The sequence below is a fragment of the Halanaerobium saccharolyticum genome (genome assembly GCF_003259895.1).
Lineage (GTDB): Bacteria > Bacillota > Halanaerobiia > Halanaerobiales > Halanaerobiaceae > Halanaerobium > Halanaerobium saccharolyticum_A.
In genome coordinates this window covers 78,581-105,008 of sequence record NZ_QLME01000009.1, presented here as the reverse complement: position 1 = coordinate 105,008, position 26,428 = coordinate 78,581, and the positions used below count along the sequence as shown (strand labels likewise).

20 protein-coding genes and 1 riboswitch are annotated in these 26,428 nt (G+C 35.0%); all 20 genes read right to left on the bottom strand.

Annotation, left to right across the window (positions count from 1 at the left end; genetic code table 11):
* Positions 1–191 precede the first annotated feature (191 nt).
* Positions 192–740, bottom strand: a complete 549-nt coding sequence (locus tag C7958_RS07930; protein WP_111572135.1) for an outer membrane beta-barrel protein — start codon at positions 738–740, stop codon at positions 192–194.
* Between the two features lie 54 nt (positions 741–794).
* Entirely contained in the window at positions 795–1,250 is a 456-nt protein-coding gene (locus tag C7958_RS07925) for a hypothetical protein (RefSeq protein ID WP_111572134.1), read from the bottom strand.
* 39 nt (positions 1,251–1,289) lie between these two features.
* Entirely contained in the window at positions 1,290–3,143 is a 1,854-nt protein-coding gene (locus tag C7958_RS07920; RefSeq protein WP_111572133.1) for a patatin-like phospholipase family protein, read from the bottom strand.
* Between the two features lie 192 nt (positions 3,144–3,335).
* On the bottom strand, positions 3,336–5,291 hold the full coding sequence (locus C7958_RS07915) for an S-layer homology domain-containing protein (protein ID WP_111572141.1): 1,956 nt from the start codon (positions 5,289–5,291) through the stop codon (positions 3,336–3,338).
* A 413-nt stretch (positions 5,292–5,704) separates the two neighbouring features.
* Positions 5,705–6,610 carry a hypothetical protein gene (locus tag C7958_RS07910; RefSeq protein WP_111572132.1) on the bottom strand — a complete coding sequence of 302 codons (906 nt, stop codon included), beginning with the start codon at positions 6,608–6,610 and terminating at the stop codon, positions 5,705–5,707.
* 102 nt (positions 6,611–6,712) lie between these two features.
* Positions 6,713–9,790, bottom strand: a complete 3,078-nt coding sequence (locus C7958_RS07905) for an efflux RND transporter permease subunit (protein WP_111572131.1) — start codon at positions 9,788–9,790, stop codon at positions 6,713–6,715.
* On the bottom strand, positions 9,787–11,310 hold the full coding sequence (locus tag C7958_RS07900; RefSeq protein WP_111572130.1) for an efflux RND transporter periplasmic adaptor subunit: 1,524 nt from the start codon (positions 11,308–11,310) through the stop codon (positions 9,787–9,789). Before C7958_RS07900 ends, C7958_RS07905 begins: the two co-directional genes overlap by 4 nt.
* A complete protein-coding gene (locus C7958_RS07895) occupies positions 11,300–12,619 on the bottom strand; it encodes a TolC family protein (protein ID WP_111572129.1) in 1,320 nt (439 codons plus the stop codon). Before C7958_RS07895 ends, C7958_RS07900 begins: the two co-directional genes overlap by 11 nt.
* The gene (locus C7958_RS07890) at positions 12,609–13,199 is read right to left on the bottom strand and encodes a TetR/AcrR family transcriptional regulator (RefSeq protein WP_111572128.1); all 591 of its coding nucleotides are present in this window, start codon (positions 13,197–13,199) and stop codon (positions 12,609–12,611) included. Before C7958_RS07890 ends, C7958_RS07895 begins: the two co-directional genes overlap by 11 nt.
* A gap of 125 nt (positions 13,200–13,324) precedes the next feature.
* On the bottom strand, positions 13,325–14,461 hold the full coding sequence (locus tag C7958_RS07885; RefSeq protein WP_111572127.1) for a DUF4097 family beta strand repeat protein: 1,137 nt from the start codon (positions 14,459–14,461) through the stop codon (positions 13,325–13,327).
* A 12-nt stretch (positions 14,462–14,473) separates the two neighbouring features.
* Positions 14,474–15,235: an ABC transporter permease gene (locus C7958_RS07880; protein ID WP_111572126.1), complete on the bottom strand. Its 762-nt coding sequence runs from the start codon at positions 15,233–15,235 to the stop codon at positions 14,474–14,476.
* A complete protein-coding gene (locus C7958_RS07875; RefSeq protein WP_111572125.1) occupies positions 15,232–15,933 on the bottom strand; it encodes an ABC transporter ATP-binding protein in 702 nt (233 codons plus the stop codon). Before C7958_RS07875 ends, C7958_RS07880 begins: the two co-directional genes overlap by 4 nt.
* Positions 15,926–16,303: a GntR family transcriptional regulator gene (locus tag C7958_RS07870; RefSeq protein WP_208320743.1), complete on the bottom strand. Its 378-nt coding sequence runs from the start codon at positions 16,301–16,303 to the stop codon at positions 15,926–15,928. The genes C7958_RS07875 and C7958_RS07870 overlap by 8 nt, the downstream gene beginning before the upstream one ends.
* A gap of 226 nt (positions 16,304–16,529) precedes the next feature.
* Positions 16,530–16,823, bottom strand: coding sequence for a YkvA family protein (locus C7958_RS07865; RefSeq protein WP_111572124.1), 294 nt, complete (start codon positions 16,821–16,823; stop codon positions 16,530–16,532).
* Positions 16,824–16,955: 132 nt separating this feature from the next.
* Complete coding sequence (locus tag C7958_RS07860) at positions 16,956–17,744, bottom strand: MetQ/NlpA family ABC transporter substrate-binding protein (protein WP_111572123.1); 789 nt, start codon at positions 17,742–17,744, stop codon at positions 16,956–16,958.
* A gap of 136 nt (positions 17,745–17,880) precedes the next feature.
* A complete protein-coding gene (locus C7958_RS07855) occupies positions 17,881–18,555 on the bottom strand; it encodes a methionine ABC transporter permease (RefSeq protein WP_111572122.1) in 675 nt (224 codons plus the stop codon).
* Positions 18,548–19,570, bottom strand: coding sequence for a methionine ABC transporter ATP-binding protein (locus C7958_RS07850; RefSeq protein WP_111572121.1), 1,023 nt, complete (start codon positions 19,568–19,570; stop codon positions 18,548–18,550). The genes C7958_RS07855 and C7958_RS07850 overlap by 8 nt, the downstream gene beginning before the upstream one ends.
* 90 nt (positions 19,571–19,660) lie before the next feature.
* A riboswitch (SAM riboswitch) is annotated at positions 19,661–19,770 on the bottom strand.
* 115 nt (positions 19,771–19,885) lie between these two features.
* Positions 19,886–21,919 (bottom strand): ATP-dependent helicase, encoded by a 2,034-nt coding sequence (locus C7958_RS07845; RefSeq protein WP_111572120.1) that lies wholly within the window; start codon positions 21,917–21,919, stop codon positions 19,886–19,888.
* Between the two features lie 202 nt (positions 21,920–22,121).
* A complete protein-coding gene (locus C7958_RS07840; protein WP_111572119.1) occupies positions 22,122–23,690 on the bottom strand; it encodes an AAA-like domain-containing protein in 1,569 nt (522 codons plus the stop codon).
* Between the two features lie 169 nt (positions 23,691–23,859).
* Complete coding sequence (locus tag C7958_RS07835) at positions 23,860–26,421, bottom strand: aconitase family protein (RefSeq protein ID WP_111572118.1); 2,562 nt, start codon at positions 26,419–26,421, stop codon at positions 23,860–23,862.
* Between the last annotated feature and the right edge of the window lie 7 nt (positions 26,422–26,428).

Here is a 26,428-nt window from a genome sequence, read left to right as displayed (position 1 = left end):
TCCTTCAGATTCCACCTCACGATGGACACCCTTGTCTTCAGCTAGTGGTTGGTACTATTAACCCCCACATCAGACTTTCACTGACTAGCAAATATCCATGCCAGGCAAACATAAAAAGCCCAGCTTTAAAAGCTGAGCTAGTTTAATACTCAAAAGCAAATCTTAACTTGTATCTTTTATTAGATCATTCTCTAAAATTGATAACCCAGAGAAACCGTAAGTTTAGAATAGTCTACATCCCGATCTGAACCATTAATTTCTGCTTCACCATTATTGACTGAGTACATAACTTCCGCACTCATATTACTTGCTAAATCCATACCGGCACCTACTGCATAATACATGCCGCCAGAAGTATCACCAGTGCTGTCCATATCAAAGCTATTATATCCTAAATGACCCAGAAAATAATAGGGACTGTTCTGCATATTATAATGAGCCAGGGCATAAATAGGTACAAAATTAAAATCCCTATTACTACTATTATCAATTTCTCTATCTAATTGATACTGAACTCCAGCCCCAAGAGTCCACTTTGTTGTTTGTGGAACCTTATATTCTCCAACAAGGGTGAAACCACTATCAACATCATCATCTCCAATACCGTCAATATCTATTTCTCCACCGAGGTCAATTGCTCCTTTTATATCCCAGTAACCTGGAACCTGAGCCAGAGAAACAGAAGAAATCCCAACAACTAAAAATACCGCTAACAATAATACTAAACCTTTTCTTTTCATAATTAATACCTCCACTTAAATTTTTTTAACCTTTTCTAATTTAATTTTATCATATTATACATTTATATCAACTAAAGCAGTCACACCAATTCCTTCAATTCGATCAATATTTTTTATATCTACAGGATTTGTAGTATTTATTGGGATTAGAGCTCTAATTCTAAAATCACCATCCTTAAAATCTCCCTCTAATTGTGCTACCGCTTTTACCATTTTAATTTTATCTTTTGGCCCAGAAACCTGTACTGCACCAGCATAGGAGTTAGAACCCACCGTTACAATTGGTACTACTTTTGTTTCTTCTTTAACTTCTACTCCCTTATTTAAAGTTAAAGTATTAATAAAATTATTTATTGGTTCTGCAAACTGGTCTACCACAACACCTATTCCAACAGTCTTTAAAATTGTTCCCAATATATTAGAATCAGCCTTTGTCACATTCGACACAACTGGTAAAATTAGAACTGCAAACACCAATACTAGCGAAATAAATCTGTAAAAGTTTTTCATTGGTTCATCTCTCCTAATATTATATAATCTGAAATATAATTAAAACTCGTAACCTAGTTCTAAACCTACTCGATCATCTTCTTTTTCAAAATCATAAGCAAAATATAAATCTAAAGCTATCGGTCTTAAACCCAGCAGATATAGTTGTGAGTTTAAACCTATCCCGGCAGTTTCTCCACTATTTTCCCCATTTTCGTAATAATCGACAAACAAATAAGCTCCTATATCTGTGGTCTGAAAAAATCCCCCAAGATAAATTGGATCAATAAACTGATGATTATATTTAAAATCTAAAGTAGCCTGAAATTCCGTTTGGTCGGATAAAGATTGGCCTCTGTAAATTATTAAAGAATCTAATAAATTAGTATTATTATATACTATGCTGGTTTCTAAATTCCATTTGGAACCAAGATCAAAATGTATAATATTAGATGATAATATTTTCGGCTCTGACCTATCAATATTATAAATGAAATCATTTTCTGTCTCAAAATCAAATAAATCACCAGTTTTACTAAAGCTGTTACTCAATAAATAATATTCTTCGTTATTTTGCTGTCCATACCCCAGTGAAGTCTGGAAATGATCAGCAAAATATTTGATTTCAAAACGATAGTCATCTTTCGTCTCAGGCTGATAATCATTTGCATAAGCAAATAAGAGATCGGTTCTTTTAGTCAATTTTTTCAACTCAAACCTAGCTTCATAGCCTTCATTAAAAAAATCATCTCCCTTAAGATCAAAAGATAAATTATCTTTTTTAAACTCAATCCCAGTTTGAAAATTATCCTCAAAAGGAACTATCAATTCTTGATCAAAATACGACTGATCACGACCATAATTTAAAAATAATGATCTCTCACTACCTTCAACAATAAAACGATTGTTTCTAAGATCATTTAAAGTATCCTGTATATTTGTCCTTTCTCTTTCTAGATAATTATAACTTCTAATATTTCTTTTTTCTAATTCTTTTTTTAAATTAGGTATTATATTTTTTGTGCTTTGGTACCCATGTTTTACTAATTTAGAGACCTGATTAAAGTCCATAAAAGTATATTCATCTACATCAATATCAATAACAAAATCAGCATAATTTCTTATTATCTGTTGGGAATAATTATCCTGCATAATATTTAAAAATCTGTTAATAGAAGCAGATGCACTATTAAATGTTTCATAATTTTCCTTAGGAAAAGAAGTTGTCGCAATTACAAAATCCGCACCTAAAACTGAAGCCGCCTTAGCTGGAGTTGCTTCTAATATTCCTGCATCCATAAAATATCGATCATTACGAGTTTCAATTGGGAAATAAATTGGAATTGAATAAGAACTCTGAATAACTTCCGATATTCTACCTGTTGTGGTTATATATTTTTTCCCTTCTCCAAGTTCAAAACTTAAAAGTGCTGCTGGAGTCTTAAAGTTCTCTAGTTTTTTATTAGGCGCAATCTCTTCTAAAAAGAGATTTAATTTTTTTGTGTCAAGTAAGGAGCCACTGCCTCCAATACCTGGTTCAACCAACCTTCCAAATGATGTAGTTGTAACTACTTCAAGCATTTGTTCAGTATTTAAGCCACTTCCGTACATCGTACTGACTATGGCTCCCATGCTGGTCCCTGTAATGAAATCAAAGGGTATCCTTTCTTCTTCTAAAGCTTTAATAACACCAAAATTAACCATTGCCCTGGCCCCTCCACCTGAAAGAGCCAGACCTACAACTGGACGATTTAGATTGTTATATTTAGCAGTAAACCCATCATAATTTTCTACTAAATAACTTTCTCCTCCTAATTCAATATCGGTTAATTTTACTTTGCTTGTCTGTTGAGCATAAACTAAACTAGAAAAGCTAATGATTATTAAAAAAATTACAATAAAAATTTTTTTCATGTTTTCACCCCAATAATGAGTAACCTATTAATAAAATATTTCAGCAGCCTAATAAAACTAATATTTAGCTGTTCTCCAGTTATCATTATACCATCAACAGTACTTTTATAAAAGCTATAATGAAAAGTTTAGAAAATAAAAAGCCGAGGGAAATTCCCTCGGTTTTTTAGTGATATTCTTATTTTCTTTTTCTTAGAAACTAATGCTTAGAGATGTTGTAAGTGCATAACCTGTACCATCAACATCATCACGATCATTATTATTATCAGGAATAAATTGTACATCGCTATCATCATCAATAGTATAATTTTCAATCACATAATCTGTTGTACCATCAATATACATAGCTTCTGTTAACCAGCTAATATTTTCTCTTAGCTGCTTATCAACATAACCAGTTAGATATACAAAATCTCTGAAATCCTCCTGATTATTATATCCTTTTTCTATAGTCTTATAGTTTAGGTTCGCTCCCATTGTCATTGTCTCATTGTATTTATAATCGGTACCTAGACCAAGAAGAGTATATTCGTTATTCTTTTCAAACCCATCACCATCAGCATATTCAACAAAAGCTCTGTTGGTAAACTGACCATAGGTATTGTCCAGACCAATGTTAACAACCATTTTATCATCAGAATTGCCTGAACCTTTTATAACTTCCCAGTTATCACCAGCTTCAGCAACCATTACAAAACCATTGATATTGTTGTTTTCATTCAACTGATAGTCTGCTCCAATTTCTGCTTTAGTATAATCACCAAATGATTCTTCTAAATCATTACGAGCAGCAACGAAGTCTTCACCAGCATATTCAACTAATGCATAAGTGTTAAACAGATCATTTACAGTATAATCGGCTTTAACATTTGCAAAGAAATCATCATCATCATTTTCAGCCTCATCTTCATACTGACCGTATACTACTTCACCATCTAAATTAAGAGAATCACTAATTTGATTTTCTAAACCAAAAGCAACAAGTGTGTTATCATATGGAGTTCCGTTACCTTTTCTATTACCATCAGAAGCTAAATCGTCAACAACACTTCTAGCATGATACACCTTAGCAGATAAAATACCCAGTTCAGTATCTTTTTCAGCTACTAAACCAAAATATTTTTCATCTGCCATTTCATCATCACCGGAATTGTCTAAATTATCCTCGTCATTACCACCTGCGAAAGCTTTAAAACTAGTATTGTACATTGTTGTATTTACTTCAATACCTTCCAAATCTTCATCTAAGAAGTAAGTTTCTGGATAATAATCTGGCATGTCACCAATTTTAACATTAGTATCGCCAAAAGCTACTTCTAAAAGAGCTGTGTCCATCATAAATTCACTATCATCATTTTCAGTATAATCAATTACACTTCTTTCATCCATAAACAAGTTGGTGATTGTATCAACATCTAAATTGAATTCTGCACCACTTAACTCTCCAGCGATGTTAAAGTTATATTCCTGCCAAAATCTCTCTTGAGCAGGGAATAGATCTGGATCATCAGTGAAGTCTTCATCAATTGCATCTTCATCCTGTAATAATTCTAAAACTGCTCTTTCTTCCATTTCATCTTCACCATAATAAGCTACTTCTGCTTTAGTTACAATATCCATACCAAATTCAATGTTATCTTCTGGTACATCCATAGCGTCTACCTTAGCTTCTAACTCATCCATGTCTTTGCCTAAAGCATCGATGTCAGCACCTAATACTTTAAGTTCAGCGCTTAATTCGAATGTTAAAGCATCAACGATATCTGCTACTTCTTCAGCCTGAGCATCTGAAAGCTCATCCTGAGAGTTCTTTTCCATTAAAGACTTAACGATAGCAGTTACGTCTTCAGCCTGACCTGTAGTTAGACCTTCGCCCATTTCGTCAACTTCGTTAGCTAGAGCTTCTTGCTCAGCAACAATGTTGTCTAAAGCGCGGCTAACCATAACAGCCATTTCGTAACGAGTCATTGACTGCTGACCCTTATATTCGCCATCAGGATAACCTTCAACGATACCAGCAGCAACTAATTTGTTAATTGCATCATATGCCCAGTGTTCACTTGGCACATCAGAAAATGACTGTGCAAATGCAGGCATAGCTAATGCTACGACTAAAAGTAAAGCAATTGTAATTGTAAGTTTTTTCATAAAAATTAACACTCCTTTTGTTTTCTTTTCAATTTTATTTTTCTCTTTCTGGATCTGAGCAATCAACTCTCATTTAAGAAAACAATAAGTGACCTAGTTTCCTTATTATTTTTAACTTAAACAATTATTTTTTTCAGATCCTATATATGTTATTCTACCTTAGATATTTTCAAATCTTCGAAGTGTTTTTTCACCTCCTTTTCATTTTTTTGAAAAAGGTAGATTAACAGCACTAAAAATAAACCAGGAGAAAACCGGTGCCCCCCGAAATGATTTCTCAGCAGGAACAACAAGGGGTAACAAGTCGCTTACTGAGGAAATCATTTATGAAAATATTTCACGATTTCTCCTGGTCCAAACCTAAAGTCAAATCTTTAATGACTGACCGGTCATTCATAATATATCATAAAAAATTACACTTTGTCAACAAATTTATTATTTATTTTCTTAAATTCTGAGTCCAAAATCAACTTTTCACTTTTAGTTAAGCTGTTTCCTGAATTAAATTCAAAGTTTAAATGCTTTGATAATAAGTATTTTAAGGCAACTTCTTCTCCAAAATTGTTAATTGTATTAATTAAATCATTTAAAACCAGCTGATATTTTCTGGCCTTATCTAAATTATTATTTTTAACTTCTATATTTATTGTATTAAAAAAATCTGGAAATAAATTAAGGTGTTTACTAACTGTTTTAACACCTTTTTCAAGGTTTAAAAAATAAAAGTCATCAGCAGCTGCTAAAAATTCAAATCGTCCCTTATATTTCCTTTTTAAAACAGTAAATTTTTCAAAATCGAAATCGTAAGGATAAACCGGATTAATCACAAACCCTTTGACTGCAGCATTTTCTTTAGTCTTTTCTATCAATGTTTCACCATCGATTAAAGATAAAAGTCTGGTATTCAAACTTATATAAAAATTTCTTCGGCTGTTACTGCTTAAAAAATTAAGATGGCTTATGTAATCATTAAAATAAGATTTCATAGTCACTTCAGTCATGGACGGGCTTTTAAAAACTAAATCAAAATCTCTTTTGACTTTATTTAAGTCCCCAAGAATTTCTTGAATATCACTGATAGAGTTGAAGTTAAGTTCAATTTTAAATTCTGAATCTGCAGGCATTAGTTTGACCATATTTTTATAATAAACCTTTTTGCCTCTACAGCTCAAAGGAGAATAGTCAAGATCACTATCTTTAATATAAAACTTTTTTTGTCCGTATTTCATATTATTAGCCAGCAAAAGTTTAACTTTATGATAGTCAACTTTGTTATCTTCATCAAAAAAATTAATGACTAAACTATAAACATTGTTCATTTAAATCCCACCTTATCTAAATCTGTTCAAAAAATCTGTTTGGGCATTGACTCACTTTTTTTAGGCTGGGAAGTTTTATAAAACTTCCCAGCTTCTTATTAATTAAATAAGTTTAGATGCCTCTTCTTTTGAAATCCCTTTTACTTTAGAAACTATAATTACTCTTAAATCAGTTACTAAGGAATAGAAAATTGGAATTACAAAGAGAGTTAAGAAAGTAGCAAAGGTTAAGCCACTAACAATTACAATTCCCATCGGCTGGGTTGATTCGGATCCTTCTCCAATACCCATTGCTATTGGCAGTAAACCTAAAATGGTTGTTAGTGCTGTCATCATAATCGGACGCAATCTAACTGTACCAGCTGTAATAATGGCCTCAATTTTTTCTGTACCTTTTCTGCGAAGCTGATTAATATAGTCAACCATAACTATCGCATTATTTACAACTATTCCGGCCAGAGTAATTAAGCCCAATATTGAGGCAACAGAAACTATAGAATTTGTAAGATACATTCCAAAAATAACACCAATTACTGCCAGCGGAATAGTGAACATAATTGTAAATGGATGGACTAATGATTCAAACTGCGAAGCCATAACCATATAAATTAGAATTATAGCCAGTCCAAATGCCATTCCGAGACTGCTAAAAGATTCCTGCATATCAGCAAACTCACCTTCATAACTAAATCTATAACCATCCGGTAATTCTACTTCGGATAAACGAGATTGAATCTGATCCATTACTGTAGCAAGATCTACACCGTGAATATCAGCAGTTATTTCAGAATGACGTTCCTGATCTTTGCGTAAAATTTCTACTGGCCCTTCAGTAATTTCCAGACTTGCTATCCTACTTAATGGTATCATCTGCCCAGCTGCAGTTTGAATATTAAGTTCTGGCACCTGAGACATCTGTTCAATTTGATCTTCTTCCAGGCGAACTCTAATATCATATTCATCCCCTGCAACTTCATATCTTGTTGCAGTACTTCCATTAATAGCTGTTCTAACTGTATTTGCAATTTGACTTACATTTAAACCAAAGCGGCTTGCAATAGAGCGGTTAACCTTTATCTGATATTCGGGCTGTCCTTCGGAAAAACTATCTTCTATTTCTCTTAAGCCTTCAATATCTTCTATTGCTGCAACAGCTTTGGCGGATTCTCTCTCTAATATATCTAAGTCGTCCCCGAGTAGTTTTACATTAACCGGAGCTCCACCTCCACTCATGCCCTGCTGTTCTTCCACGGAGAGGTCTACATCAGGTATATTAATACTCTGCCTAATTTCTTCCATTACTTCGGCTGTTGAGCGATCTCTTTCGGCCAGATCAACCAGATCTACACTTATATTCCCGAGATGACTGCTGGTAGAAGTAGACATCCTCTGACTGCCAGAACCGACTGTAGCAATTATTGTTTTCACTTCCTCTATATTCATCAGTGCAGATTCAATTTCTGTTGAAACTTCGTTGGAACGAGATAATGCAGTCCCCACCGGGAGTTCATAGCTTACTGAAAATGCTCCCCGATCTGTACTGGGCATAAATTCAAAACCTAATTGAGGTGCCAGCGCAAAACTTCCAACCAGTAAAATCACTAATAATAAAACAAATACCCAGCGGTGTTTAAGAGCTCTACTAAGTGCCCCTCTATAAATTCTTTTTATTCTACCTTCCTTATTGTTTTTATCTAATTCTTTTGGCTTTACTTTTAAAATCTTGGAAGCCAGCATAGGAATTAAGGTTAAAGCAACCATCAAAGAAGCAATTAGCGAAAATGCTACTGTGAGCGCAAGATCTTTAAATAACTGACCTGCCATTCCTTCAACAAAAACTATCGGCAAAAAGACCACTACAGTGGTAACTGTGGAGGCAGCAATAGCCATTCCAACCTCAGAGGCTCCTTCGCGAGCAGCTTCGATTTTGCCTTCTCCCATACTTCGATAACGGTATATATTTTCTAATACAACTACCCCATTATCGACCAGCATACCGACCCCAAGAGCAAGTCCCCCAAGAGAGATAACATTTAAATTAACACCAGCAAAATACATTAAGATAAAAGTACCAATGATGGAAATTGGCATTGCTGTTGCAATAATTATTGTACTGCGGATGTTTCTTAAGAATAAGAAAAGTATAATTACAGCTAAAAGTCCACCAAGGACAGCATTTTGACTTACACTGGCAATAGAATTTTCTATAAATTCAGACTGATCCATCGCAATTGAAAAACTATAATTAGGATAATCATTTCGTATCTGGTCTATTTCTTCTCTAACAGCACTCGCTACTTCAACGGTATTTGCATCAGTCTGCTTCTGGATTGAAAGTGATAAACTCCGCTCTCCATTAGTTCTGGATAAAGTTGTTAGATCAGCAAAGCCATCCCTAACTTCTGCTACATCAGATAATTTAATCTGGCCATTTCCAACCGGAACATTAATGTTTCTAATTTCATCTAAATTAGAAAATTTACCAACTGTTCTAACTAAAAACTCTTTATCACCCTGCAGTACATCACCTGCGGAAACATTTACATTTTCAGCTCGCACAATATTAGTAATTGTATCAAAGTCAAGATTGTAATGATTAAGTCTATCTCGCTTAAGAGAGACAATTATTTCTCTTGTCAACCCTCCCTGCATATTTACCTGGGCAACACCCGAAATTCGTTCCAGGCGGGGAATCAATTCATCATCAACCTCTTCTTTTAATTCATCAATTTCTAAGCCCTGAACCGAAACACCATAATTCATAATCGGTATCATGGAAGGATCGAATTTGAAGATCATTGGGCTGTCAGCATTTTCAGGTAAAGACATACTGCTAATTAAATCCACCTGTTCTCTTAAATCCTGAACAGCAAAATCCATATCTCGACCCCAGTTAAATTCTACAACAACTGTTGACGAACCCATTGAGGAAGTCGAAGTAATACCTTCAACTCCCTCAACAGTAGCGACTGAGCTCTCTATCTGTTTGGTGATTAAATTCTCTATTTCTTCTGAGCCAACACCTTCATACGTTGTAATTATTGCTGCACCAGGAAAGGTAATATCGGGAAAAAGATCAAGGCTTAATCTGGAAAGTGCTACTGATCCAATCAAAAGCACCATCAAAATTATCATTGCCGTTGTTACTGATCTCTTTATCGAGAAATCGGATAACTTCATTGATTTCTCACCTCAACTTCCTGGCCAGCTTCTAAATTGCTTTGACCTCTAATTATAACATCCTGATCTGCATTTAAGCCTTCCAGGATTTCAACTCTGCTGTCAGTTCTAATTCCTATTTTTATATCTTTTCTTACAGCTGTTCCAGCTTCCACAACAAAGACATGTGGATTATCACTATTAAGATTAACAACACTTTCGATTGGAATTACAACAGCAGAACCAGCTTTTCCTTTGGTCAGTCTTACATCAGCAAACATCCCGGCCCTTAATCTATGATCCTGATTGGGTACCTTAATCTTAACCAAAAATGTCCTGCTGGCTTCGTCTGCAGCAGGAGCAATATTTGTTACTTCTCCCTGAATATAATGCTGCATTGTTTCAGCTCTAACCTCAACAGTATCACCATTCTTGACAGCAGAAGCAGTAGCTGCAGTTACCTTAATTTCTGCATATAACTGATCAATATTTATTAAATTAAGAACCGTCTGGCCTGAAGGAATCATTTCGCCTTCATCAAAATTAACCTGATTTATCAATCCTGAAAAAGGAGCAGTAATCTGAGTTTTAGTAATTTGATTCTTAATTTCGTCCAGTCTTGCCTCTGCCTGTTTAACTGAGGCCAGACTGGCTCTTATTCTTTCTTCTCTGGGACCTGTTTTAGCTTCTTCTAAATTTGATTCAGCAACTTTTAAATTTGTACGAGCACTATTTACCTGGCTGCGTGCGTTTTCCAGCTGCTGTTTTAATTCTGTAGGATTATTATAAGTTGCCTTTGTAAGCTGATAATTTTTCTCGGCTGCAGCCAGTGAAGTTTCAGCCTGTTTTACCGAAATTTGGGCGTTTTTATATGATGATTCTGCATTTTCATAAGAATTTTCCGCGTTTTCATATTCTCTTTCCGAAATCACATTATCTTCATATAATTTTTTTGATCTTTCATACTCTCTTTTTGCCTGGTTATAATTAACTTCAGCCTGATTCAGATTTTGCTTTGAAGTCTGAAGCTGCTGTTTAGCACTATTAAGCTGCTGTTCTGCATTAACCAGCTGCTGTTCCAGTGTGCGACGTTCATTATATAGTTCCTGCATCAATTCTAAATTTGTTTCTGCACTTTCTAAACTTGCTTTAGCATTTTCATAATTAGCCTGTATTCTCTTCATTTCTTCTTCTGTTACACCATTTTTTAGTTCTTGATAATTAGCACGAGCACTATCTAAAGCTGCTTCAGCCTGACTCTTCTGGATCATAAGTGTCTCATCATCGATTTTTATTAATTCTGCATCCTTTTTCACCTGTTCCCCAATCTCTATATTTACCAGATCAGCGATTCCTCCAATTTGGGCAGGAATATTAACATCCTGAATCGGGGTTAAGGTACCTGTAATCAATTCATCCAGACTTATATCATCGGTAACTGATTGGGTTGTTTCAACAATTTGTGATTCCTGAGCCAGTACCGGTGAACTAACAGCAAGTAAAATAATTAGCAAACAAATGACTTTATATCTATTTTTCATTGTTTATCACATCCTCAAAATATTCTTTTAAACGACCACTTTTATAGATAGTTCTAAATAATTCTATTTCATATTCATATTCTGCCTGTAAAAGAGCAGTTTGAGACTGATTATAGGTTGTTTGAGCATCAATAACATCTGTATTGCTTGCTACTCCAGCTTCATAACTTTTATTAGCAATCTCTAAGTTTTCTGCAGCATTTTCTAAAGAAAGCTGTTCTAATTCAATTGCTTCTTTAGTCTCTTCTACAGTTAAAATTGAGTCTTCTACTTCTATATCTATATTCTCTAATAAATCCTGACGATTATTAGCTACTTTTTCTAATTCTTTTTCCTGTTTCTCGGCATTAAGATTACCCTTACCACCATCATAAAGGGGAACATTAACTCCCAGGGTCATTGACCAGCTTTTCTCATCCATAAATTCCTCTCCCTGCCAGTCGTAAGAACCATTGAGAGAAACACTGGGACGATAATACTGACCTTCCAGTTTCTGATTTAACTTTATTATTTCTCTATTTAATTCTAAAATCATAAGCTGTGGATCATTTTCCACTGCCGTATTAAATAGTTGCTGTTGTTCTAAATCCAGCTCAAAATCAATTTCTGGATCACTGGGGTCATATATTTGATCGGTAGTTAAAAGCTGAGTCAGGCGTCTCTGAGCAATTCTTAAATCATTTCTGGCTGCGGTCAGTTCTTCTTCTGCATTTCTCTGTTCTATCTGACTCTGCAGTAAATCCCTTCGAATTGCAATCCCGGCATCTAAATTATTTTTTACTATTCTTAGATGTTCATTTACAGTATCTAAGGCTTCTTCTCTAATTTCGACCATACCCTGAGCCTGTAACACCCCATAATAGGCCTGAATTAGAGAAAAGAGCTGATCTTCTACAGTCTGTTCGTATTCAGTTCTTGCAATCTCCAGACTATAATTGGCAATTTCTTTCTGCATAGAAACCTTTCCCCCCAACCAGATTGGTTGAGTTAAAGAAAGGGATGTGCTGTAATTTTCATCAGGACCTTCAACCATACTTAATGTTTGAAAGTCAAAACTCTGCTGTCCTTCATCCATTTTAGTATAGGAAGTCTGCAGATCTAAAGTCGGAAAATATGATCTTTGAGCCAGTTCTATATCACTTTCTGCTTTCTCAATATCTTTACGAGCATTTTCTAAATTCCTATTTTCTTCAATTAAAATCTTTACTGCCTCTTCTAAATTAATATCCTCTGCTGCCATGGCAGCAGGAGTGGATAAAAAAATCAAAGCAACCAGGATTATTGTAATAACTTTCATTTTATTTTTCATCTTGATACTCCTTTCTACTAATACCATTCATTATAAAATCATATATAAAGTCAATCTTTTTATCTACTTTTTCTGCACCATCTAATAACTCCTTAGTATGTGGAGTGAACAAAACTGATAAAATCATTGTCGAAACATCAGTTGGGTTCTCACCTTTTATTAATCCTTCTTCAATACCCTGTTCAACAATCTGGGTCAGTATTTCTCTATTTTTTTTGTGTTTTGCTTCAAGTGTGTCTTTAAAATCCCTGCTAATCAATTCAACATTATTCTTAAAGACATCCATTATACCCAAGTGTTTGATCAGAGTTTCCAACACACATTTAACTATTTCCCTAATCTTTTCATCACTGCTGCCATCTTTCTGAGCGATAGCTTCAAAAAGATTATTAAAGTGGTTAATTCCACCAACCGCAATTTCTCTAAATAATTCCTCCTTACTATCAAAATGCCAGTAAAGAGTTCCTTTACTAATACCTGCACCATTTGCTATCTCTGTCATAGAAACAGCATGATAGTTGTTTTTAGAAAAAAGCTTAACAGCTGACTTTAGTATTTTACTTCTAGTATCTTCGGCCATAAAAACCTCCCTAACAAAATTTAATTTTCTCGACTAACCGGTCAGTAGTTATTATAACTCTAAATTTATTTTTTGTCAACCGTTCGGTCGATTAGAATTTGATTAGAGTAATTTAAAAGAGAAATCTATTCAATATTTATATCTCCATACTCAGAATTTATTATTATTTCGTATTTTGCCCGCTGACCCTGGTAATTTAGTTCTTCTTGATTTTCTAAATCGTCAAAATTTGTTTCAATATTCCCGTGTTCTGTTCTCAGATCATAACTGTAAAGCTCATAATCCGGAAGTGAAGTGATATTAACATCAGCATATCTCAGTTCAAAGTCAAGATCCTCAATTTGGCTTAATTGAAATTCGCCATATTCCGAATCAGCTGTTATTTTGCCTTCAATATCACTAATTGTAAAGCCAGTATATCTGCTGTTGATCTCGATATTTGCAGCGGCGCTTATTTCTGCTCCACCGTAGCGGCTGTTCATTTCTAAGTCAGACTCTAAATTAGAAATTTTATTAAAACCATAGGCACTTTCCAAATTGAAATTACCTGCTACATTATTTATGGTATTTTCTGCATAGGATGAATCAAATTCTAAAGTCGAACCCAGATTATCAATATTGGATTCACCATAAGCCAGCTCCAAAATTACTGGACTTTCTATATTATTGACCCGGGTACTGCCATAACGATTAGATGCATTTACTTCTGCTTTTAATTTTTGAACCTGAAGTTCACCGTAATTATTAATCAATTCTGTCTGAAGATCCTCTGGAATAGTAATTCTATAGTCAATCTCAACTACTTTAATCAGTTCAGGAGTATCTGTCTGGCTTCGATTTAAGCTGATTTCTAAATTATCTCCCTCAAGATTATAGATAACTTCTAAATCCTGAATAAATTCTTCTGCTGCATCCTGATCTTCTGCATGAACTTTAAGAGTGTAATCGATATTTATTTCCTGATTCTGACTTCCCTGAAGCTGAATAATGCCAAACTCATTTTCGAGGTTAAAGCTGTTGATTTTTTCGTTTTCTCTTAAAAAATCTGCTCCCAGCCTTAAATCTCCATCTTTTTGAGACTTGATACTTTCCTGACTATAATTAAATTGAAAGAAATTATTTTCATCTTCTATCATTTCCTGAATTGATTCTGTTATCAGGCCTTCAAATAAATTATTATCCGATCGAACATATCTAACATCTATAATCATCACTAAAGTTAAAATAATTAATAGATAGGTAATCAATTTTTTTCTACTCATTTTATCCTCCTTTTATACATCGACATCAGAAGCAATTAAACGGGAATTTAAAAAGAACAAGCCGGTCATGATCAGCATAATCACAACAAAGGGAGCTGAACCAATATAAATTGTAGATTCTGTGACTCCGGCTGGACTTTCCATAAAAACAGTAACCGGAAAATCTGGAAGCCAGTTAAATAAATAATTGAAAAAGCCTCCAACTCGCAGAATTAAATAATGACTCAAAATAAAGACTATAATACTAATCAGAAGTCGGAAACGATTATAAAAGGAAGCAATGATATACGAAAACTGAGTAATTAAATACAACTGAATTCCTGTAATTAAATAAGCTGAATAACTTAATATAAAAAACTGTCTGGAAAACTGCCTCCCCGTCATATCTGGTATTTCAGTTAAAATTCGAGCAATTAGTTCCTGATTAAAATATAGATTAGCTGCAATTAAAAGCAGGCTTAAAAATAGATAATAGCTAAATGCTGGTATGAATTTTGCCAGATTTATTTCGTAACCTTTACGGGGCAGAATTTTTAATAAATAAATGGTATTATTACCCCATTCACTGCGGTATGAATTATAGGCCAGAAAAATCATAATCAGCGGCAGGAAAAACAATGGAATAAATCCCAGCCCAAAGCTTAAGCCTGGAGGCCAGTGCTCTGTTCTTGTAATCAAAAACCATTCCCAGACTGCAATAATCAATGTCGAAACTATAATTAAAATATTTAACTGCTTAAATTCATTTTTGATTAATGATATTAAACTTCTCATTCAAATACCTCCCCGATTAATTCTCTAATCGATTTTCCTTTTTCCGCTCTTAAATCATCAGCATTACCATCTAGTAAAATCTCTCCTGCTTCCATAAAAATTACATGGTCTAAAAATCTTTCTGCTTCTATTATCTCATGAGTAGCCAGGATTATACTCTGATTGGCTGAATCAAATTCGCCAATTAAACTTTCTAAAATTCTCTCACGCGAAGCAGGATCAATACCTGCCAGTGGCTCATCCAGAATTAAAATTTTTGTCGAACGGCTTAAAACCAGGATCAATTTAAGTCTGGCCACCATACCTTTGGAGAGATTATCTATTTTTTGTTCAAGTTTTAGATTCATAAAATCCAGCAATTCTTCTGCTTTTTTAGTGGAAAAATCTGAAAACTGATCTTCATGAAATTTTACCATTTCCGAAATTCTCATCCAGCGGTAAAGATGGTTAATTTCCGGCAAAAAAGCAATATCCTGCATTAAATGTCTCTGCTTATTTTTTCGATTAATATTTACCTGTCCTTCATCTTTGATGATCAATCCACTAATAATTTTTAACAGGGTTGACTTACCACTTCCATTGGGTCCTACAATTCCGGTTATCATTCCTTCAGGTATATTTAGATTTATACCCTTAAGAGCCTGAACTCCGGGAAATTTCTTCTTTAAATTGCTGACCTCAATTATATTTTCATTCATTATCTTCCCTCCTCTTAAGATTAGACTCAACTTTTTTCAATATATTTTCTTTTTCAAATCCAAGGGAAATCATTTCTTCTATAAAATTTAAAACTGCTGTTTCAGCCATCTCTTTTTTTATTTCTACCATTACCTGATCATCATCCTTTATAAATGTGCCTCTACCTCTTTTAGTTTCTACAAGACCCCGTTGTTCCATCTCTCTATATGCTCTCTGAACTGTATTGGGGTTAACCTCAATTTTCCGGGCCAATTTTCGCTGTGATGGAAGTTTATCACCTGAATTTAATTCTCCTCTTACTATTTCTTTCTTTATTTCGTCAATTACCTGTTCGTAGATCGGATAGGCGGCATTGAAATCAATATCCATCTGCTTCCTCCTCTCTTATTTATTAGTGCACTAGTTAACTGGTACACTGTTATTGTAATCCTATTAATTTATTTTGTCAAGGTGTTTAAAAGAATTTATTTCAAAACAATATTTCTGGTGTGCAGCTACGACTATCTCAGTTAATTAATATTTCTTTAGCTGCGATATTCTCTAGCAAATAAAAAAACTCTACAACCTTATTTTGGGCTGTAGAGTTAGCTATTCATTATTCAACTGTATAGTCATTAATATCTATAGCGTCCGGATCCTTTTTTTCTTTTTCAACCTCTGGATCACCAGACTGATACTTTCTTAAAATATTTTTTAAAACAGGCCACATTACTACAAAGACTGCAATATCATCAATTTGACCCAGAATTGGAAAAAAATCTCCCACCAGGTCAAAAGGAAAAATAAGGTAGGCAACAGGTACTAAAAATAGTGCCTTTTTGCTTATCTTAACATCCGAGTCTTTCATAAGACGAATTATATTTACAACAGCTGCCAGGCTTTTACTCATAATTTCCACCTCATTTTTTCTGCTTTCTATTAATTATTATACACCATTTTTAAATGAATAACAAAAAAGGAACAGTTATAATAACTGCTCCCCCTGCTTAATCAATATTAAAATTAAGATTATAAATTTAAATTAAAATGCTGGTACTACAGCACCTTCGTATTCTTCCAGTATAAATTCTTTAACTTTCTCAGACTGAATAATTTCTTTTAAAGTCTGGATTTTTTCGCTGTCCTGATCTCCACTTCTCACAGCAACAATATTAACATAAGGTGAGTCACTGCCTTCCATAATCAGTGCATCATCCAGAGGATTTAAATCTGCTTCCAGTGCATAATTGGTATTGATAACTGCCCCGGCAACATCTGGTAAAACTCTTGGTAATTGAGCAGCTTCCAGTTCTTCAAATTTTAAATTTTTAGGATTTTCTGCGATATCAATTGGAGTTGCACTTAAGTTTGTTGGATCATCTAAAGTGATCACATCATTATTGTGCAGTAAAATCAAAGCTCGACCTTCATTAGACGGATCATTTGGAATAGCAATCGAGGCTCCTTCTGGAATTTCTTCTAGACTTGTATATTTATCAGAATATAAGCCGATTGGTTCTACATGAACTTTAATTGCAGAAACTAAATCCAGACCGCGATCCGCATTAAACTGCTCTAAATAAGGCACATGCTGAAAAAAGTTGGCATCAATACTGCCGTCATCCAGAGAAATATTAGGAGTTACATAATCTGTAAACTCAACTATTTCTAATTCAATCCCTGCTTCTGCCAGATCATCTCTAATAAAATCTAAAATTTCAGAGTGAGGTACAGGAGTTGCACCAACACTAAGTACATGATTATCAGCCTGAACAGCACCAGCAAATACGAAAGTTAAAATCGCTAAAATTAAAATTGTTTTCTTTAACATAATTATCTCTCCTCTTCTGCTTGTTATAAATTTATTAAATTAATTCTGACTCTGTATATTTTTGCCAGAAATAATCCCTTAATCCTACTCAATAATATATTAAATCATAACTTGAAAATAGTAATTATTTAACTACTTAAGCTCTGTGATCAAAAAATGAAGCTATCTGATTACCGGCAAACTGAATCAGCTGGACCATAATGACCAGGATAACTATAGTCTCCAGCATAACAGCCAGCTGAAAACGCTGATATCCATAACGGATTGCAATATCGCCGAGACCACCACCACCAACTGCTCCTGCCATCGCTGAATAACTGACTAAACTAATAGAAGTCAGAGTTAAACCAAGAATAATTGCCGGCAGTGATTCTGGTAATAAGACTTTAAACACAATCTGTAAAGGACTGGCTCCCATTGACTGAGCTGATTCCACAACTCCCTGGTCAATTTCCAGAATTGCATTATCTGTAACCCGCCCCATAAAAGGAATAGCTGCCAGGGAAAGCGGTACAACCGCAGCGTTAGTTCCAATAGAAGTACCAACGATCATTCTGGTAAACGGAATAACAGCAACCATTAAAATAATAAAGGGAATCGAGCGCCCAATATTAATTATTCCATCCAGAATAAAATTTAATGGCTTATTAGGCAGTATATGACCTGGTCGAGTAATAGTAGTTAAAACTCCGAGTGGAATCCCTCCCACAATCGCAAAAAATAATGACATTGCTACCATATATAAAGTTTCTAAGGAACCGCTGATCATTAAATCATTGTAGCGGGCTAAATCTGTAATTAAATTAAACATTGTCTAACACCTCAACTCTCAAACCCTGGCTTTTTAGATAGGCAATACTTTCCTCAATATTAGTTAACTGTCCTTCCAGATCTAAAACCAGAGTGCCAAAGGGTACTCCCTGAATCTCATCAATATTTCCATATAAAATGTTTGCATCAACTGAATAATGTTTTACCAGATCAGAAATATAGGGATCATGGGTCTTTTCGCCAACAAAAGAAATCCTGATTAGTTCTCCCGGTCTTTCAGTTTTAACATATTTAATTATCCGCTCTGGTAGGTCAAAATCAATAACTGAACTGATAAACTTTTTGGTCAAAGGCTTTTGCGGCTTAGAAAAAATATCAATTATTGAACCTTCTTCAATTATCTGGCCGGCTTCTAAAACAGCAACTCGATCACAGATATCTTTTATTACTCCCATCTCATGAGTAATTAGAATAATTGTCAGATTCATCTCATCTCTAATTTTCCCTAAAAGTTCAAGTACAGATTTTGTACTTTCCGGATCCAGAGAAGAAGTTGCCTCATCCGATAAAAGCAGGTCCGGATCGTTTGCCAGAGCCCTGGCAATACCAACTCTCTGCTTCTGACCTCCGGAAAGCTGAGCTGGATAATGATCTGCGCGATCTGACAAGCCCACAAGTTCTATTAATTCTTTTGCCTTTTTTCTTCTTTTCTTTTTGGCTACTCCTGCAATTTCCAGAGGAAAAGCCACATTACCCAGAACAGTGCGGGAAGTTAAAAGGTTAAAATGCTGAAAAATCATACCTATTTTCTGTCTGGCACCTCTTAAATTCTGAGAACTGAGTTCTGTTAAATCTGTTCCATTAATATTTATAGTCCCTGAAGTTGGTTCTTCCAGTAAATTAAGCATTCGAATCAGGGTGCTTTTTCCGGCTCCACTGGGGCCAATCATGCCAAATATCTCACCATCATCAACTTCCAGGTTGAGTCCATTGATTGCTTCAACTCTCCCCTGGACTGCATAATAATGTTTAGTTAAATTTTCAATTTTAATCAATACTCATCACCCTCTAAAAAATAGTAAAACTGCTCCAAATATCAAGAGCAGTTAGAAATGAAAAAAATCCCCCTGAGAGGATTTAATTGCCTCTCATCTATCATTCCCTTCTGGAAATGCTGGAATTAGCACCTTACTAAAGATTTTAAGTAGGTTGCCGGGTATCAAAGGGCCAGTCCCTCCACCGCTCTTGATGATTTTTATTTTCTTTTTAAGTTATATAAAAGTTTATCACTCAATTTTAGTTCTGTCAAGGATTTTTTTGATTTTTAGTACCGGGTACTTGGAAAATTTTCCCAAGTACCCGGTACTATATCAAATAACTTCTACATTTTTTCGCATCTGAATCCCGGATCCACCCTTTTTAGATTCCACACTGGTAAAATCAAGCCGCTGTTCCGGCAGTTCATATAAAAACCTGGAAGGGACAATCTGTTTATACTGGCCCTGATCTCCAGAAACCTTGCGGTTGGCAAAGGAAATAAATAGTAATTTTTCTGCCCGGGTCATTGCCACATAAAATAAACGCCGTTCTTCTTCAACTGCATAGGGGTTCAACCCTGCTGCTTTTTCTTCCAGACTTTTAAGATGTGGAAAAACCTCTTCCTCGGCTCCGATAATAAAAACTACCGGGAACTCCAGTCCTTTAGCCGAATGAGCTGTCATCACCTTTACCTTTTCCTGAGTATCTTCAGTAATATCCTTATCTGCAATCAGTTTATTAATTAACAGATAATCATAAAGTCCACGCCCGGGGTTATTTTTCTGAAAGTCGGCCATATCTTCTAAAAACATATTCATATATTTTTTTCTTCCCTCAGGATCATCAAGTTCTGCCAGCACATTCTGATCAAAATCAACCCGTTCATAAAGCTCCATTGCCTTCTTATGCATTGGCAGCTTTTCTTCTCTCAGATCAAAAATGCTGTCAATTACCCGCCGCTGAAATTCAATAATATTGGCCGCCTTGTTGTTGCCAATCCCTTTAACCACAGTTGGGCTTTCAAAAACATCAGTAATTTTCATCTTATTTTCGCGAGCATATTTAGTGATTTCACTCAGCAGGATTTCTCCAACCCCATGAACCTCAATTCTAAACAACCGTTTTAAGGCCAGCCTGTCATTGGGATTTACCAGTAGTTTGAGATAATTAACGAAATAGCGGATTTCCTGCCGATCAAAAAAACTTACTCCTCCTACCAGCTGGTGAGGGATTTTAAATTTTGGCAGCTGATTCTGCAGCTGCATTGATTGAAAATGGCTCCGGCATAAAATTGCAATATCACTCAGCTTATAATTATAAAAATCAACTAAATTATTGATCCGTTTACAGACATATTTTGCTTCCAGCAGAGGACTTTCTGCCCGGGCCACAAAGATTGGAGCCCCATCATCTGCTTCAGTCCAGGCCTCTTTAACCTTATTTTGACTGTTATTATTAATCAGCTGATTTGATGCAGAAATAATATTATTTGAACTGCGGTAATTTCGCTCAAGTTTAATCACCTCAGCCTCAGGATAGTCATGTTCAAATTCCAGAATATTGCTGATATCAGCTCCCCGGAAACCATAAATCCCCTGCCAGTCATCACCAACCACAAATATATTATTCTGCGGTCTGGCCAGCAGAGAAATCAAATGGTACTGAGAGTGGTTTACATCCTGATACTCATCAACCTGAATATACTTAAATTGATTTTGATATTTATTTAAAATTTCCTGATCCGATTCCAGGAGTTCTATTGTCTTTTTGATCAGATCATTAAAATCAAAACAGTTATTATTTGCCAGCACCCGCTCATATTCTTTATAAATTGTGCTCACAATTTGATAAAAATGTTCAGAGCCCTGATTATCAGGCTGAGCATACTCTTCTACCAGAGCAGCTGGCAGAACCAGTTCCATTTTGGCCTTTGAGACAATATTAAAAACCATTTTGGGGTCATATTCTGTCTCCTCCAGACCAAAATCAAATATTATATCTTCCACGATAGCAATCGAGTCTTTAGTATCATAAATCAAACAACCTTCTGATCGGTTAACCTTCTTTAAATTTTCTCGCAATATTTTAAGACAGATACTGTGAAAAGTACCCAGGTTCATCTCATCAATAATCTCTGATCCAATTAATTTGCTTATTTTAGCTTTCATATCATCAGCCGCTCTATTGGTAAAAGTTACTGTCAGTATATCATTAGGACTGACACCATTATTAATCAGATTCGCTGTTCTATAGGTTAAAGTTCTAGTCTTTCCACTTCCGGCCCCAGCAAGAACTAAAACTGCCCCTTTTAAAGTCTGAGCAGCAATTTTCTGTTTTGGATTTAGATCATTTAATAAATGGCTCATTTTATGCTCCTTCAATTGTCAGAATTCTATAATTTAAAACAAAAGAAAGCCGCCTGCTAATTAAAATTGATAATCAGCAGACAGCTAATATTTCTGGTGCAGCGATATATAATTATATAGAACTTTGGTTAAAATTACAAGGTTAATTTCAGAAAGCAAGTTACAAATTAATAGATATTCAGACTAAAAATTATAGTAATAATTAAACCCAGTAAGCATAAATTTTCTTATCATCGACCGTCAGTTCTCTGTTTTTATATTCTTTATTTTGATTAAAGTTAAAACTCAAAAGATATCCTTCTTCCATTCCCTGACTCTCTAGATAGTCAGCAAGCTGTTTTAATCCCTGCTTATGATATTCTTCCCCTCTCCAGATCTTTAATTCCAAAATATATTTCTGATCCAGATAGGTCACAACAACATCTAACCGCTTTTCTTGAGAAATCTGAACTTCTTTGAAATCAAATCCTTTACCATTAATAATTGGTTTTAAGAAAGCAAGAAAGATAAGACGACCATTTCTCTCTAAAAATTCTCTATCCCTGCAGCTGTACTGTTCTTTGATGAAAGTTTGAAAACGTTCTAATACAGCTTTTAAATTTAAATTACCTTCATCTATAAAATTATATCTGAAATCAAATGCATCAGTTTTTAGTTCATTTTCTATTTTTGAGATTAAATAGTTATATATTCTTTGTTCATAAATTTTATTATGGACACTTAATCTTCCATTTTCTTTTTTAAATATACCATATAATTCACCTTTTTCTATTGTTGGATTATCCTGATTATAACTTATTTTTCTACCATCAACAATTAAGTCAGTACAGAGCTTCTCTAAATCATTATTATTCTCTATATTTTTAATTAAGGTATCAAAATTAGGCAGGTTCTTCTGTAAAATCAATTTCACTGCCTGTTCAAGATAATCTTTATGCCAGCTTTCTTCATTTGCTGCAAGTATTTCACTATCAATTATTTCGGCAAGTTTACTAACCAAAAATGGATGACCTGAAGTATAATAATGAATTTTTTCCGAAAAATATTCTAAATCAAGGTTAATATTTCTTTCTCCTGAATAATCCTTTAGCATTGAAGCAATTTCTGCTACTTCCAGCTCAAAATCAACACTAAATTCACTGGCAATATTCCAGGGACTATTATATTTATGCTCTTCATCAGCTCTTAATTTGAGCTTTAAATTTTTAACATCATGAACACCTGCTAATATCACACTTTTAAAACTGAAATCCTGTCCTTCAGCCTGTAATAAATATTTGCTGCGCAGTAAACCTAAAAAATCTAAAAAAAGCTGATTATTACTGCTTTTATCGACTTCATCTATCATTAATACAACTTCTTCTTCTGAAATCTCTATAAAATCTGTTAAAAAATAATTTAAATCTGTTAAATTATTTAATTCTTTTTTATTTCTTTCAATCAACTCAAGCAAAAGTTTTTTATTTTGACTATTAGAAAACCGTATAATTCTTTTAATAGCCTTTAAAAAATTTTCTACAAAAACTTTTTCGGACTTGAATACTTCGGTACTCATTATTTCAAAACTTAATTTTAAAACAAGATAATTTGATTGATCAAGCTCTTTTTTTAATAAATGAAAAATTGTTGTCTTTCCAAATTGGCGAGGTTTATTAATAGTAAAGTACTTTCCTGCTTCCACCATCTTTTTTATTTTATCAATCTTTTTCCTTACATCAGCCATATAATGTTTTTCTGGAATACAGACACCCGTACTGTTAAATTTTTTCATTAAATACACCTCATTTTTAACTTCAAGTTACATTAATTATATCACAGGCCTATAATTATCTAAAATATTTCTTAAGTAAAACAGCAGCCCCAAATAATCAGGCTGCTGCTAATTAAATTCACTCTTAATAAATTGGGAATAATTGGTCCTGTAAACGGTGCCTGCACGTTTATTTATATAACTTAAAATACTCCTCAGGACTCGGGATATGCCCTAAAACTGCCACACAGCCTGCTACCTGGGCACTGCCAAGATAGGTACGAGAATCTGATGGTCCAATCCGCGACTGATAATTACGGGTGGTGGTGGTAAAGGCAGTGGCACCTGAACCGATGCGGCGCTTATTTCCCATACATAAACCACAGCCTGGCATAATCACTGTTGCACCAGCTCTAGTAAGTCTTTCCATAGTTCCATCTACAATCAATTCTTCGTAAATATCACGGGAGGCAGGTCCAACTACCACATTCAAATCCTGTGGAATCTGATGGCCGGAAATTACTGCTGCTGCTTCCTGAATACTTTTGAGGTCTCCTCCAACACAGCTGCCAATATAAACCTCATCAATTTGCTCTCCCTCAACTTCACTTAAAGGAGCTACATTATCCGGATGATGTGGTTTGGCAACCAGAGGTTCGGAAAGTTCCTCCAGCGGAATTATAATTTCAGCTGCATATTCTGCATCTTCATCAGCTGTAAATAAGACAGGATCCTCCAGATACTCCTCAACAGCCTGAATAGTATTTTTAACTGAGGGAGAAGAATCTGCATCAGGACGAGATTTTAAATATTCCAGATTTTCCTTTATAGTTTCTACAGTAGTCTCGTCAGAAGGTACAACTCCTGCAGAAGCACTTCTTTCTGCTACAGCATTTGTTAAAATATAACGTTCATCAGAAGTTAAGAAATCTACACCTTCCATCTCAATAATTCTACCATTATAAATATCTTTACCAACAGTTTTATCTGCATAAACAACCAGAGCAGATACTAAATCACGGGCCGTAATACCTTCGGGCGGCTGACCGGTAAATTTAACTTTGACCGATTCGTCCATAGTTAAATCCTGTTTACCATATTTCATTACTCCGGCTACAATATCTGAAGCTGCTGGAAAAGAAATCCCTCTTGGTGTTCTGGTATGAGAATCCCCACCAACAATTACATCAGTTGGCAGAACAAAGCGGTTACCTATAGTATGAATAATTCCTTCTCCTGTCTGCAGACAGACACCCCCGCGCTCGGTAACAAAATCATGCAAAAATTTATGGGTATCTCTTTCTGCACTGGAAGGACACTCACCCGTATGACATAAAGACTGAACTACAAATTCAGCTCCAAAATCTTCTCCTGCCATGGACTGATATTCATCCATGGTCATTGGCCCAGTTGTATCCTGAGAAAAAGCACCTCTCATTTTGACCTGAGCAGTCTCTCCCGGCAAAATTGTATCCTTACCATCAAGACGATTATGAGCTACAATTTTCTGAGCCAGAGTCTGTGGAGGTCTGGAATCTTCCTTAATAACATTCTGCTCAGCTGGAGTTTTAACCTCTCCAGTTTCAATTCCATTTTCTTGACAATAGTCTAAAGCCATTGCCTGCAGTTGATTACCGGCATCAAAATAGGTCATCCCACCTGCTGCAATTTTTTTCAACTTATAATCAATTGGTAATTCAATCTTAAGTTCAAGCTGATCATTAACTAAAAGCTTTTTAGACTTCAGATCAACTTTGAGGCTATCGCCCTCTTCAATCTCTGTTGTATCTGCCTCTAAAGGTAGAATTCCTGAGGCAACTAATGATTCCTTAAAAATAGGGGCAAAACTTTTGGCAACTACTACTCCACCTTTTTTCTTTTCTGGTTCACCGGCTACAGGCTGACCCAGGAGCTGCTGCATGGTATAGGTTGCAGACTTACGAGATGAACCTTCTCCCAGAGCCTTACCAGCGGTAAAGAAAATGGTCTCAGCCTCAGCTTTCTGGTCTTTGAGCTGTTCTAATCTACCCCAGAGATCTTCTTCATCATCACGACCATCCATTACAAATTGTGCATGGCGGGGCTGGTCAGTTCTGCTGTTGGCATTTTTAGAAGGACTTAAATGTCCGGTTGTAATATTGTCACCAACTCTTAAAGATAGACCCTGATATTGATCCTCCAGCTTCCAGTTTTCAGCAAAATCTCTGTAAGCCCAGCTCAGCATCAGCTCATCAATCTTCTTTTTGAAATAAGAATTTTCTGCTGCCAGCTCCTTTAACTTTTCAAAGTCTGCCTTTGTGACCAGTACAGTTTCTTTTAAAATCTCGGTAATCTGATCCCGATAGATTTCTTTAGCAAATAAATCAATTAAACGTGAGGTAGCTGCCCCGCCCTTCATATCTGCCAGCAGCTCTAATGCATCCCCGGATCTCAAATAAGGATTTTCTTCTTCTCTAATTTTTGCTTCCTTAATAATCTCAACCAGACCTTCAGCCTTAGCATGAGAGGCGGGAAATGTACCCCTTTTTACTTCTTCCGCAATTAATCTTAAAACCAGCTGATCCAGTCTCTCTTCCTCAAATATTGCAAAAGTCTTATTTTCTAAACCCTCAACTTTTAAACCGGCAAAAAGGGCTTCTACCTCTTCCGCCTCCAGGGGTCTGGGATCAAGTCCATAAGCATTTTTTCTCTCTACTGCCTTCTTTTTATATTCTTTTAAATAATCCAATAAAGTTTTCAATTTAGCTTCCATTACTTAA

Bases quoted from the DNA above. Each gene is read 5' to 3' on its own strand.
- C7958_RS07930 (WP_111572135.1), bottom strand. From the start codon at position 740: ATGAAAAGAAAAGGTTTAGTATTATTGTTAGCGGTATTTTTAGTTGTT.
- C7958_RS07925 (WP_111572134.1), bottom strand. From the start codon at position 1,250: ATGAAAAACTTTTACAGATTTATTTCGCTAGTATTGGTGTTTGCAGTT.
- C7958_RS07920 (WP_111572133.1), bottom strand. From the start codon at position 3,143: ATGAAAAAAATTTTTATTGTAATTTTTTTAATAATCATTAGCTTTTCT.
- C7958_RS07915 (WP_111572141.1), bottom strand. From the start codon at position 5,291: ATGAAAAAACTTACAATTACAATTGCTTTACTTTTAGTCGTAGCATTA.
- C7958_RS07910 (WP_111572132.1), bottom strand. From the start codon at position 6,610: ATGAACAATGTTTATAGTTTAGTCATTAATTTTTTTGATGAAGATAAC.
- C7958_RS07905 (WP_111572131.1), bottom strand. From the start codon at position 9,790: ATGAAGTTATCCGATTTCTCGATAAAGAGATCAGTAACAACGGCAATG.
- C7958_RS07900 (WP_111572130.1), bottom strand. From the start codon at position 11,310: ATGAAAAATAGATATAAAGTCATTTGTTTGCTAATTATTTTACTTGCT.
- C7958_RS07895 (WP_111572129.1), bottom strand. From the start codon at position 12,619: ATGAAAAATAAAATGAAAGTTATTACAATAATCCTGGTTGCTTTGATT.
- C7958_RS07890 (WP_111572128.1), bottom strand. From the start codon at position 13,199: ATGGCCGAAGATACTAGAAGTAAAATACTAAAGTCAGCTGTTAAGCTT.
- C7958_RS07885 (WP_111572127.1), bottom strand. From the start codon at position 14,461: ATGAGTAGAAAAAAATTGATTACCTATCTATTAATTATTTTAACTTTA.
- C7958_RS07880 (WP_111572126.1), bottom strand. From the start codon at position 15,235: ATGAGAAGTTTAATATCATTAATCAAAAATGAATTTAAGCAGTTAAAT.
- C7958_RS07875 (WP_111572125.1), bottom strand. From the start codon at position 15,933: ATGAATGAAAATATAATTGAGGTCAGCAATTTAAAGAAGAAATTTCCC.
- C7958_RS07870 (WP_208320743.1), bottom strand. From the start codon at position 16,303: ATGGATATTGATTTCAATGCCGCCTATCCGATCTACGAACAGGTAATT.
- C7958_RS07865 (WP_111572124.1), bottom strand. From the start codon at position 16,823: ATGAGTAAAAGCCTGGCAGCTGTTGTAAATATAATTCGTCTTATGAAA.
- C7958_RS07860 (WP_111572123.1), bottom strand. From the start codon at position 17,744: ATGTTAAAGAAAACAATTTTAATTTTAGCGATTTTAACTTTCGTATTT.
- C7958_RS07855 (WP_111572122.1), bottom strand. From the start codon at position 18,555: ATGTTTAATTTAATTACAGATTTAGCCCGCTACAATGATTTAATGATC.
- C7958_RS07845 (WP_111572120.1), bottom strand. From the start codon at position 21,919: ATGAGCCATTTATTAAATGATCTAAATCCAAAACAGAAAATTGCTGCT.
- C7958_RS07840 (WP_111572119.1), bottom strand. From the start codon at position 23,690: ATGAAAAAATTTAACAGTACGGGTGTCTGTATTCCAGAAAAACATTAT.
- C7958_RS07835 (WP_111572118.1), bottom strand. From the start codon at position 26,421: ATGGAAGCTAAATTGAAAACTTTATTGGATTATTTAAAAGAATATAAA.